Consider the following 11865-nt stretch of genomic DNA (forward strand, 5'->3'; position numbering starts at 1 on the left):
GACCGAGCGCCGCTGAGCTTTATTTTCCGGCGCAGAGATCGGCGACCTTCTTTTCGGCAGCGGCCGCGATACTCTGTTCGGAGAGACCGTATTTGGACAGGATTTTCTTGTAGTCGTCCGTCTTGCGGAACTCGACCAGAGCGGCGTCAAATGCGTCGCGCAACTCCTTGTCCTCGGGGCGGAAGGCGAAGCCGCCATAGTTGCGGACCGGCGCATCCTTCACGATCGGATCCACGAACGGTTTGACCTGCTCGACATTGGCCTGGTTCTTGGCGAGTTCGGAGACGGTCAGCTCCGTGGCCGCATAGGCATCCGCGCGGCTCTGCACGGTGGGGATCGCATCCGCATTGGCTGGAATGAAGACGATCTGCTCTTCCTTGACGCCGACTGCCCGCAGGAAGTCGACATTGTTGGCGCCTGAGACGACGGCCACCTTCAAGGATGGATCCTTGGCGATATCGGCATAGGTCGTCAGCTTCTTCGGATTGCCCTTCTTTACCAGCAGGCCCTCGCCGTAGGAAGAATTCGGCTCGGTGAAGGAGACCTGCTTGCAGCGTTCGGGCGAGATGTTCTGTTCTGCCGCCGCGAAGTCGAAGCGACGGGCCTTGAGACCGGGGATCAGCGTGCCGAACGGCGTCACTGTCCAGTTGACCTCTTCGATACCCATGGATTTCAGAACTGCATTTGCCACATCAGGCCCGATCCCGGCAGATGTGCCGTCGGGCTGCATGTAGGAATAGGGGACTTCGTTTGCCGTGGCGGCCCGGATATATCCCTGGCTCTTGACCTCCTCGAGGGTCAAGGCGCTGGCCGAGGTCATGCCGATGGCAAGGGCAAGGGCGGAAAGCCCGGCGAGTTTGGTGATGTGCATGGTATTACTCCTCTGGTTGGGTTGCGTGGTCCGTTTTCGGATCTCACGTGGGTTCGTTTGACTATGTGTTCTCCGTTACCGTGGCGATGACGGAAAGGCAGTCGCCGGCCTTGATCAGGCCGGGAACGTGGCGCGCCGCAAGCACGCCATGCATGGATGCGCGGTAATCGACCGGCGCGAGGCCGGTTTTCCCGACCGGATAGACCCGGGCGATGGTTTCACCTGCCGTGACCGCGTCTCCCAGATCGCGGACAAAGGCGACGAGCCCGTCATCTTCGGCAAAAGTGAAGCAATCGCTGGAGGGCATGTCCAGCCAGCGGCTTGGGGTGGAATCTGGCGGGCCGGCCAGTATGCCGGCATGGCGCAGCAGGTTGAGGCTGCCCTTTCGGGCTATATCGATCGATCTTGCGCTCGCCGTGCCGGCCCCGCCAAGTTCGGTTGTCACAAAAACCTTGCCGAGTTCCTCGACAGTCGTGTCGAGCATGCCGACGGCGTCGATTTCCAGCATCTTCATCGAATAGGGCGCCGCAAAGGCCGCCACCGCCTCAAAACAACGGGCCTCCTGTGCCTTGTCGGGCAATTCGTGAGCGGCGGCATAGGGCAGGAAGTCGAGCGTCCTGCCGCCGGAATGGAAATCGAGAACAATATCCGCCAGCGGTATCAGATGGCGGGTCACGTAATCGGCGATCTTTTCCGTCACCGTTCCATCAGGCCGGCCTGGAAAGCTGCGGTTCAGGTTTCCCCGATCGATTGGCGAAGTACGTGTGCCCGCGCGAAAGGCCGGATAGTTGAGCGCCGGCACGATGATGATGCGCCCGCTTACCTCAACCGGATCAAGCGTATGGGCAAGCTCGAAAAGTGCCGCCGGCCCCTCATACTCGTCGCCATGATTGGCGCCGGTCAGAAGTGCTGTCGGCCCTTCGCCATTGGCGATGATGCAGATCGGGATCATCACCGAACCCCAGGCACTGTCATCGCGGCTATAGGGTAGCCGCAAATGACCGTGCTGCACGCCTTTCGCGTCGAAATCGACGGAGGGCGTGATCGGCGAGGGGCGAGGAGCGTTGCTCAACATCGTCTCAGCCCTTCACGAAGAGTTGCCGCGGCACATTCGACAGGCACTCGACGCCCGTTTCGGTGATCGCGATGCTTTCGGTGATTTCGAGCCCCATGTCCTCAAGCCACAGACCGGTCATGAAATGGAACGTCATGCCAGGTTTCAGCTCGGTGCGGTCACCGGGCCGCAGGCTCATGGTGCGCTCGCCCCAGTCAGGCGGATAGGACAGGCCGATCGGATAGCCGGTACGGTTGTCCTTGATGATCCCGTATTTTTTCAGCACCGCAAAAAAGGCATTGGCGATGTCTTCGCAGGTGTTGCCCGGCTTCGCCGCCGAAAGTCCGGCTTCCATGCCTTCGAGCGTTGCTTTTTCCGCATCGAGAAACGCCTGTGTCGGCTTGCCGAGAAAAACGGTGCGCGACAGCGGGCAGTGGTAACGCCTGTAGGCGCCGGCGATCTCAAAGAATGTCCCTTCTCCCAGACGCATCGGCTTGTCGTCCCATGTCAGATGCGGCGCCGAAGCGTCGGCTCCCGACGGCAGCAGCGGAACAATGGCGGGATAATCACCGCCGAATTCGGCGGTGCCGCGAATACCGGCATCGTAAATCTCGGCAACGAGATCACATTTGCGCATGCCGGGCTCAACGACATCGACGATGCGCTTGTGCATCAACTCGACGATCTTGCCGGCCTTGCGCATGTAATCGAGTTCGGTCGGGCTCTTGACGGCCCGCTGCCAGTTCACGAGACCGGCGGCGTCCTTGAAGCGGGCGTTCGGCAGATTTTTCTGCAGCGACGCAAAGGCGGCGGCGGAGAAATAGTAGTTATCCATCTCGACACCGACGGTGAAGCCGGACCAGCCCCGCTCTCCGATGATCTGCGATAGCAGATCCATCGGGTGCCGCTCGGTCGATTGAACGTAATGATCGGGATAGCCGATAATATTGTCATGGGCGAGGTAGGCCGTGCGCTTTGCGCCATTGGCGTCCTGCTTGCGGCCATACCAGATCGGCTCGCCATCCGGCGGCACCAGCACGCATTGATGTACATAGAAGGACCAGCCGTCATAACCGGTCAGCCAATGCATGTTGGACGGGTCGGTGACAACAAGAAGATCGATGCCGGCCTTTTCCATGGCTCTGCGGGTTTTGGACAGGCGCGCGGCATATTCCTCGCGCGTAAAGTTCAGCGTTATGCTCACGCTGCATCTCCCATTTTCACGCTGTTTTCGATGATTTGGCCGCTCTTCGCGTCTCTTGCTCTGATGACGGCGAGATTGGCGATGGCGGTGTCCTGCACGCCAGTGCCGGTCAGGTCGGCAAAGGTTATTTGGTCCCGGCTCACCCGGCCCTGCGCCTTGCCGGCGATGATGGCCCCAAGTTCGGCGAATTGCTGATCCGGCATGACACGCCCTGCGGTAATCGCATGGTGTAATTCGCCGAGAATACGGGTCTGGGTGAGACGGTCCGCGACATAGGTCGCCCGGGCAAATACGCCGGGGTCAATCTCGTTCTTGTGTTCGGCGTCCGATCCCATCGCGGTCAGGTGTTGGCCCGGCTCCAGCCAGTCGGCAAGGAGGATCGGTTGTTCTGATGGCGTTGTGGTGACGATGATGTCCGCGCCTCGTGTTGCGTCGCGCGGGTCGGTTACGGCGACGACTTCGATGCCGTGTTCGCGCGCGAAATCGCCGGCGAGTTCCTGCGCCTTGTCATGGTTTCTTGCCCATATCCGGGCCGATTTTATCGGGCGAACCAGCATCAGGACCTCCAGCTGCAACCGCGCCTGCATGCCTGCGCCGAAAATCGTGGCGGTGGAGGCATCCTCGCGCGACAGGTGGCGCGCAGTGACAGCGCCGGCTGCGGCGGTGCGCATATCGGTGAGATAGCCATTGTCGAGAAGCAGCGCCTGCACCAAACCCGTTTTTGCGCTGAAGAGGATCATCAGGCCGTTGAGGCTCGGCAGGCCAAGCTTCGGATTATCGAAGAAACCGGGGCTGACCTTGATGGCGAAACCTTCAAAGCCGGGCACATAAGCTGTCTTTACATCCACTTCGCCGCGGAACTCCGGAATGTCGAGACGCAGGATTGGCGGCATGGCGACGGCTTCGGTGGCAAGCGCTGCAAAGGCCCGCTCGACGCAATCGATGGAAGACAGGTCGAGCTTGATGATGGCGCGAAGGTCGTTTTCGGTCAGGATAGTGATGCGGCTCATGCGACAGCTCCGTCGACGATTGTCTTGTGAATGGCCGGGTCGATATTGCCGCCGGAGACGATCAGGGCGGTGGGGCCGGTGATTTTGATCTTGCCCGACAGGATTGCGGCAAAACCAACTGCGCCGGCCCCTTCCACGATCAGACCTTCTTCGCGTGCAGCATGGCGAATGCCGGCAGCAATCTCGGCCTCGGAAACCAGCACGATCTCGTCAAGCAGCGAGTGGCAGAGTGCAAAAGTCACGCGGTTTTCAAGCCCGATGCCACCACCCAGCGAATCCGCCAGTGTTTCCTCTTCTCGCACGGGGACAGGCTTGCCAGCCGAGACCGATGCATGCATCGCCGCGCCGCGCTCCATGGAAATGCCGATGATACGGGCCTGCGGCTTCAGAGCCTTCACGGCCACGGCGATGCCGCCCGCCAGGCCGCCACCCGAGAGAGGGATGAGGATGGTTTGCAGATCAGGCATGTCTTCGACAACTTCGATGCCGATCGTGCCCTGACCGGCCACGACATTCACATCATCAAAGGGCGGAATCGACGTCAGGCCGTTGCTGCCTGTCAGGCGTTCAACTTCCTCCTGCGCGTCGTCCTGCGATCTGCCGACGATGCGAATGTCGGCACCGAGGGCGCGGATGGCTTCGACCTTGTTTGCCGGGACGAGCGAGGACATGCAGACCGTGGCGGGAATGCTGAGTTTGCGCGCGGCATAGGCGACAGCGCGGCCATGATTGCCCGTCGAGGCGGTGACGAGGCCACGCCCGCGTGCCTCGTCGTCAAGCGACAGGATCGCATTCATCGCGCCGCGCAGTTTAAAGGCGCCAATCGGCTGAAGGGTTTCCAGTTTGAGATGGACAGGCGCGCCGTGGCGTTGTGACAGGAAATCGGAGCGAACCAGCGGCGTCCGCTCTACGTGGCCAAGGATACGCGCGGCAGCCTGCTCGATATCCGCCACCGAGACCGGCAGCAGGAATTTTTCAGCGGATATGGAAAGGTTTTCGCTCTTCATGATTGTCATGTTGGGAGCGAAGTAAAATCATGTCAATTATTATATTGTAATGATTCAATGATTTTCGAGCAAGGCTGTTTCAGCCGATGGAACCTATATCATAAACCGGCGGTAGCTGCTCGAAGGCCTGACGCACTGTCGTCAACGCCTTGACGAGGGTTTGATGGTTGAGGCGTCCACCGAGACATATGCGGATACCGCCGCCATGGCCGGGGCCGGCAACGAATGGTTCCGATGGCGTGACCGCGACGTTCTGGTTGGTCAGGGAGCGGACCAGACCGTCTTCCGTCCAGTGCGGCGGAACCTTGAGCCAGGCGCAGAAGGAGAGAGGATGGCTGGAGGCGATATGGTCGCCGAGAATTTCCATCGCAATGGTCTGCCGTGCACGGGCTTCGGCACGCTGGACGTCCAGCAACCGGCGCGCGGTGCCGTTTTCAACCCAGCGTGTGGCGATCTCGGCCGTCAGATATGTACCGCTCCAGCTCGACACGCGCAGGATGGAGGCGGCGCGGATGGAATAGGCGGGTGGTACGACGAGATAACCGACGCGCAGCCCTGTCAGGACCGTCTTGGTAAAGCTGGTAACGAAAAAGCCCAGATCCGGCAGCATCTCGGTGATGGATGGCAACCCGTCTTCGATCATCGGGCGATACACTTCGTCCTCAATCACGAAGACGCCGTGTCGCTGCGCAATTGCGGCGATTTCGCGCCTGCGTTCCGCGCCCGCGACATGACCGGTGGGATTGTTGAGGGTGGGGATGAGAACGAGCGCCCGCACCCCGCCCGCCGCGCAGGCGGCCTCCAGCGCATCGGGCAAAATACCCTCGCCATCGGTGGGCAGCCCCTTGAGGCTGAACCCCAGGATGTTCGAAAGGCCGATAATGCCGTGGTCGGTAAGGTTTTCGCACAGCACGACGTCGCTCGAACGGACGATGCAGCTGAGCGCGAGGAAAATGCCGTGCGCGGCGCCGTTGGTGACAAGGATACGCTCCGCACCGGCCGTGACGCCCATCATGCCGAGCCAGCTGCGTGCCGTCTCGCGATGGCTGTCCAGTCCCGCGACCGGACGGCAGGGGCGCATGAAACCTGAATTGTCACTATCCGCCAGTTCGCGCAGGATCGCGCGCGAGGCAGTTTCGTGCTCCTCGAGATAAACGCCGCGGATAATGGAAAGATCAAGCACCTCGGTCGGGCTGTGATCCAGCATCATGCGGCCCGCCCGGTCGGTTACCCGCGCCTTGACGAAGGTGCCGCGACCGATTTCGCCGCTCAGATAACCCAGCCGTTCAGCCTCCTTGTAGGAAAGGCTGACGGTCTGGACGGAAAGGCCAAGATCGCGGGCCAGATCGCGATGGGTCGGCATGCGGTCCGTCGGCTTCAAGACGCCGGCATCGATATCGGCGATGATCCGCTCCGTCAGTGCCGAATGTTTGGTCTCGCCCTTCTGCTTGGTCAGGCTTGGTCGCCATGCCACCGGTTTTGTTGCGGGAACCGGATCAAGGCTGAGCGGATTGGCTTGACGACGCATGAAATTGTCTCGTTTTTAGCGAAGGTAATTTCATGACATTATGCACGGTTCTTCAAAAAGATGAAGCCTTATGCATCACCGGTGACGATTGCACGGCGAATATGCGCAATCGTCACGTCGTTGCCGCTCAAACGGGCATTGATGGCGCAAGCTGGGATGGGTGGATCCTCAGATCTTTTCGCCGGCCTGTACCAGTTCATCCATGACGCTGCGAACAGCAGCTTCGGCGATGGCGATGATCTCGTCCACCTCCGCCTTCGTCGTGACGAGTGGCGGCGCAAAACCCAGAATATCGCCATGCGGCATGGCGCGCGCAATGAGACCGCCGTTGCGCGCAGCCTTGGAAACGCGCGCACCGACCGCAAGGCCGGGGGCAAAGCGGGTTTTCCTGTCACGATCGGCGACAAATTCGATTGCGCCCATCAGGCCCACACCGCGCACTTCACCGACGATTGGCAGCTGGGCAAACTTCGTCTTGAGCTGTTCCTGGAAATAGCTGCCGACGGCCCGTGCATTGCCCGGCAGGTCTTCCTTTTCCACGATGTCGAGCACGGCATTTGCCGCAGCCGCACCAATCGGATGGCCCGAATAGGTATAGCCGTGGGAGAAGGCGCCGACGCGGTCAGCGCCTTCCTCCATCACCTTGTAAACCTTCTCGCCGACGATTGCGCCGGAGAGCGGGAAATAGGCGGAGGTCAGGCCCTTGGCGACGGTAATCAGATCCGGTTCGATGCCATAATGCTGCGAGCCGAACATGGAGCCGGTACGGCCGAAACCGGTGATCACTTCATCGGCGATCAGCAGGATGTCGTATTTCCTGAGGACGTTCTGTATCGCCGCCCAGTAACCTTCCGGAGGCGGCGTGATGCCGCCGGTGCCGAGCACCGGTTCGGCAATGAAGGCGCCAATCGTGTCGGGATTTTCCCGAAGGATAAGGGCCTCGAGCTCGTCGGCGCGCCGTTTTGAAAATTCCAGTTCGGTCTCACCTGCTTCCGCGCCCCAATAATGATGGGGAGCGCCGGTGTGCAGGATGCCCGCACGCGGCAGGTCCATATGGTCATGATAAAAGCTCATGCCGGTCATGGAGCCGGAGACGACGCTGCAGCCGTGATATCCCCGCTCACGCGAGATGATCTTCTTCTTTTCCGGCTTGCCGCGCAGGTTGCTGTAATACCAGACAAGCTTTGCCTGCGTCTCGTTGGCATCCGAACCCGACATGCCATAAAAGACCTTGCTCATCCTGCCTGGCGCCATTTTCACCAGCCGGTCAGAAAGGATTGCCAGTTCGTCGGTCGTGTGGGCGGCGTAGGAATGATAATAGGCAAGGCGATAGGCCTGACGGGAAATCGCCTCTGCCACCTCGGTGCGGCCATATCCGACATTGACGCAATAAAGCCCGGCGAAACCATCGATCAATTGTTTGCCATGCGCATCCTGAATGCGAATGCCCTTGCCGGTTTCAACGATCGTCGGTTCGCCGAGCTTGCCGCTGGCGAAATCCTTCAGCTGCGTAAAGGGGTGCAGAACCGCGTTGCGATCCATTTCGGCGATACGTTTGATATCGATGGTCATGACAGAAATTCCTTTCAGGCAGCAAGATTGCCGAAGCAGACATATTTGGGTTCAAGATATTCCAGGAGACCATGGCGCGACCCCTCGCGGCCAAGCCCGGATTGCTTCCAGCCGCCGAATGGAACAGGCGCGCCGGTGAACTTCGGCGTGTTGACGGCCACCATGCCGTATTCCAGCTGGTTGGTGAGACGCATCGCCCGGCCGAGGTCGTTGGTGTAGAGATAGGCTGCGAGCCCCATTTCCGTCGCGTTGGCGCGGCGGATCACCTCCTGCTCATCGTCGAACGGCAATATGGCGGCGACCGGCCCGAAGGTTTCCTCACGGGCGATCAGCATGTCGTCGGTAACGTCGGCAAGGACCGTCGGCGTAACGAAATTGCCGCCCAGAGGGCTATCCTGTCCGCCACAGACCAGACGTGCGCCGGCTGAGAGAGCCTGGGCGATCTGCTGACGGCATTTCTCGGCGACAGAAGCGCGCGTCATCGGGCCAATGTCGATATCGGGTTCAAGACCGTGGCCGACCACAAGTTCGGACGTCGCTTTGGCAAACTGGTCGATGAACCGTTCGTAAACTGCGCGTTGAACGTAGATACGGTTTGCCGCAAGGCAGTCCTGTCCTGATGTGGCGAATTTGGCGCCGAGGCAGCCTTTGACCGCCTGGGAGAGATTGGTGTCGTCGAACACGATGAAAGGCGCATGGCCACCAAGCTCAAGCGATGCTTTTTTGACCGTTGCCGCCGATTGTTCGAGGAGGATCCGTCCGACCTGCGTCGAACCGGTGAAGGAAAATGCGCGAACATCGGTGTGGTCCAGAAGGCGGCGCGCCAGCGGGGCGGCTTCGCCGGGCAGCACCTGTAGAACGCCTGATGGCATTCCCGCTTCTTCTGCAAGCTTTGCCAGAGCCAGGGCCGAGAGCGGCGTTTCCGGTGCCGGTTTGACGATCATGGTGCACCCGGCGGCAAGAGCGGCACCGGCCTTGCGGGTTATCATGGCGGAAGGGAAGTTCCATGGGGTGATTGCCACGGTAACGCCGATTGGCTGCATCTGCACGGAGAGGCTGCCGCCCTTCAAATGGCTCGGGATGGTTTCACCATAGGATCGTTCGCCTTCGCTCGCGAACCAGTCGAGAAAATTGGCGGCATAGGAAATCTCGCCAAGGGATTCAGAAAGCGGTTTGCCCTGTTCGGCGGTTATGATGGTGGCGAGATCACCCGCGTTTTCACGCATCAACCTGCTCCACGCGCGCAGGATATCGCCCCGTTCGACGGGCAGCCGTTCGCGCCAGTCGAGAAAGGCTTTGCCGGCGGCATCGATTGCGACATCGACATCGTCGAGCGAGCAGGAGGTTACCGCGAGAAGGTGGTCGCCGGTGGCCGGATCGATAACGCTCAGTTTCTCGTCACGCGCCACCCATGCCCCTTCAAGAAAGGCACGATGCTCGACCAGACCGGGCCGATGCAGACTTTTCAGCGCCGCGCTGGCGATATCTTTCATGAGGAGGCTCCCTTTTTATTTGCAAGGAGCTTAGCGGCGCGGCATCATCGATCGGCGGCGTTTGTTCCTGTCGTTACGCAGGAATAGTGCTTAGTTTCTCATATTGACGCAGGAATTCTGCATGACCACTATAGATCGAGCCGACAGGGCGTTGCTTGACGCCGTGCAAAAGAACAACCGCCTGACATCGGAAGAACTGGCGCAGATCGTCAACCTGTCGCCCACGGCATGTCAAAGGCGGCTGAAGCGCCTGCGCGAGGAGGGGGTGATTGAAGCGGATGTGGCAATCATCTCACCCAAAGCTGTCGGGCGCGGAATCACCATGATCGTTCTGGTATCGCTGGAGCGCGAGCGGGCGGATATCGTTGATCGCTTCAAGGCCGCCATCCGCGCCACGCGGGAAGTCATGATCGGCTATTATGTGACAGGTGACGCCGATTTCATCCTGGTCATCACGGCAAGGGACATGGAGGACTACGAGGCTTTCCCCCGCCGTTTCTTTTATGAAAACCACGACATTAAAGGCTTCAAGACAATGGTTGTGATGGATCGGGTTAAAGCCGGTTTTGCCTTTCCAATCGAAGCGTAATTGGAGCGCCTCTGGTTTTCCGCTGAGCGTTTTGGGTGCCGTTTGAATGAACCCGCACCCGCGGTCTTAAACTCTTTTGAAGGAAAGCGTTAAAAACGCGCGTGCTGGCGTATGTAACGCCAGCACAATTTCTGGATCAGCTCCGGGCCCCGAATGATCAGTCGGGACGCTGCAGCAGAGCGAGACCGACCGTGGATGCGGCGAGGATGGCGGTGAGAGCCAATGGCGCAGTAGCCCCATAGGAATCAACGATGTAACCGCCAAAAACCGCACCGATACTGATGGCCACCTGGAAAGAAACGACCATCAGGCTGCCGGCTGCCTCCAGTGCGTCGGGTGCGCCGCGAGAGAGGTTGGTCGGCAGCACCACAGGCGCCATGCCGAAGGCAAGACCCCAAAGGGCGACGAGAGCAAATGCGGCACCGGTATGAACACCCCAGACAACGAGGGCGATCGTCGCAAATGCCATAAGGGCGGCGGTAACGATGAGTGCGAGGCGGATACTGGTGTCAGCCATCCGGCCTCCCAGCACATTGCCGATCACGGAAGCGACGCCAAAGCCGAGCAGGGCGAGAGCAATCGGCGTGGTCTCAAGCAGCGTCACCTGTTCGAGGAACGGACGCACATAGACCGAACCGGCAAAATGCCCCGTCATCAGCAACAGGATTGCCAGCATCCCCAGTTGAACGCTGCGCCGCCGCGTCAGCCGCAGAACATCGGAAAGACTGTTGCTCGTACTTGCCGGCAGCGACGGCAGGCTGAGGATCTGCAGCAGCATGGCAATTATTGCCAGTCCCGCCGTCATCGACATGGCGATGCGCCATCCAACCCAGTCACTGATCAAGGCGCCCATTGAAGGGGCAGCGATGGTGGCAAGTGAAACGCCAAGGGTGACGATAGCCATGCCACGCCCGGTCGAATTCGCGCCAACGAGCCGCGCCACAACCGCAACCGAAAGCGCCCAGAAACCGCTGAGCGCGATACCCAGTCCCGCCCGGCCCACCAACAATAGCCAGAAATCGGCAGCAACTGATGCGAGAATGTTGGAGCCGATCGCCAGTGCGCTAAGACCGACAAGCACGGTCTTGCGGTTCAGTTTGCCGATGAGAACATTGCTCAGCAAAGCCGTCACAGCGCCAACGGAAGCTGTCGCCGTAACAACCTGCCCGGCTGTACCCTCGGTAATACCGAGATCGCGCGCCATGGGCGTCAACAATCCCGCCGGCAGGAACTCGGCTGATACGAGCGCAAAACTGGTGGCCGCCATCGAAAGAACCGCGAACCAGGTCGCAGCTGTCCACGCGGGTTCCTCGGCGGCCTCCAGCGCAATTGTTGACCCATCAAATTCTGATGTCGTGTCCGTCATGGTCTCTCTCCTTGAGTTGGGAGAGTTTTAGACGAATTTTTTCGGATGATATGTATCTAAAAATCCGAATTTCATGCCTATTCCTCCGAATTTTGTGCGTTGCACAATGTTCGGATGTGCATGTGCGTGGATCCCGTTTGAACGCTGACATCGCGATGAAGGACGGATTTG

10 protein-coding genes are annotated in these 11865 nt (G+C 59.9%); 1 reads left to right on the forward strand and 9 read right to left on the reverse strand.

Annotated elements, in window-relative coordinates; genetic code table 11:
* Positions 1 to 19: 19 nt before the first annotated feature.
* From ehuB to AKG12_RS23255, 8 genes are all read right to left on the reverse strand, one after another.
* Positions 20 to 871, reverse strand: a complete 852-nt coding sequence (gene ehuB, locus AKG12_RS23220; protein ID WP_052820590.1) for an ectoine/hydroxyectoine ABC transporter substrate-binding protein EhuB — start codon at positions 869 to 871, stop codon at positions 20 to 22.
* A 61-nt stretch (positions 872 to 932) separates the two neighbouring features.
* Positions 933 to 1946, reverse strand: coding sequence for a N(2)-acetyl-L-2,4-diaminobutanoate deacetylase DoeB (doeB, locus tag AKG12_RS23225; RefSeq protein ID WP_052820591.1), 1014 nt, complete (start codon positions 1944 to 1946; stop codon positions 933 to 935).
* A 4-nt stretch (positions 1947 to 1950) separates the two neighbouring features.
* Positions 1951 to 3129, reverse strand: a complete 1179-nt coding sequence (gene doeA / locus AKG12_RS23230) for an ectoine hydrolase DoeA (RefSeq protein ID WP_052820592.1) — start codon at positions 3127 to 3129, stop codon at positions 1951 to 1953.
* On the reverse strand, positions 3126 to 4139 hold the full coding sequence (gene eutC / locus AKG12_RS23235; protein WP_052820593.1) for an ectoine utilization protein EutC: 1014 nt from the start codon (positions 4137 to 4139) through the stop codon (positions 3126 to 3128). The genes doeA and eutC overlap by 4 nt, the downstream gene beginning before the upstream one ends.
* Positions 4136 to 5155 (reverse strand): hydroxyectoine utilization dehydratase EutB, encoded by a 1020-nt coding sequence (gene eutB, locus AKG12_RS23240; RefSeq protein ID WP_052820594.1) that lies wholly within the window; start codon positions 5153 to 5155, stop codon positions 4136 to 4138. The genes eutC and eutB overlap by 4 nt, the downstream gene beginning before the upstream one ends.
* A gap of 70 nt (positions 5156 to 5225) precedes the next feature.
* Positions 5226 to 6674, reverse strand: coding sequence for a MocR-like ectoine utilization transcription factor EhuR (gene ehuR, locus AKG12_RS23245; protein WP_052820595.1), 1449 nt, complete (start codon positions 6672 to 6674; stop codon positions 5226 to 5228).
* A 168-nt stretch (positions 6675 to 6842) separates the two neighbouring features.
* Positions 6843 to 8246: an aspartate aminotransferase family protein gene (locus AKG12_RS23250; protein ID WP_052820596.1), complete on the reverse strand. Its 1404-nt coding sequence runs from the start codon at positions 8244 to 8246 to the stop codon at positions 6843 to 6845.
* Between the two features lie 14 nt (positions 8247 to 8260).
* A complete protein-coding gene (locus tag AKG12_RS23255) occupies positions 8261 to 9739 on the reverse strand; it encodes an NAD-dependent succinate-semialdehyde dehydrogenase (protein WP_052820597.1) in 1479 nt (492 codons plus the stop codon).
* Between the two features lie 121 nt (positions 9740 to 9860).
* Between AKG12_RS23255 and AKG12_RS23260 the strand changes: the two genes are divergently transcribed.
* A complete protein-coding gene (locus AKG12_RS23260; RefSeq protein ID WP_052820598.1) occupies positions 9861 to 10328 on the forward strand; it encodes an Lrp/AsnC family transcriptional regulator in 468 nt (155 codons plus the stop codon).
* Between the two features lie 157 nt (positions 10329 to 10485).
* On the opposite strand, the gene AKG12_RS23265 is transcribed toward AKG12_RS23260, so the two are convergent.
* A complete protein-coding gene (locus AKG12_RS23265) occupies positions 10486 to 11694 on the reverse strand; it encodes an MFS transporter (protein ID WP_052820599.1) in 1209 nt (402 codons plus the stop codon).
* Positions 11695 to 11865 lie beyond the last annotated feature (171 nt).

It is taken from the genome of Agrobacterium sp. SUL3 (genome assembly GCF_001263295.1).
Classification (GTDB): Bacteria; Pseudomonadota; Alphaproteobacteria; order Rhizobiales; family Rhizobiaceae; genus Agrobacterium; species Agrobacterium tomkonis.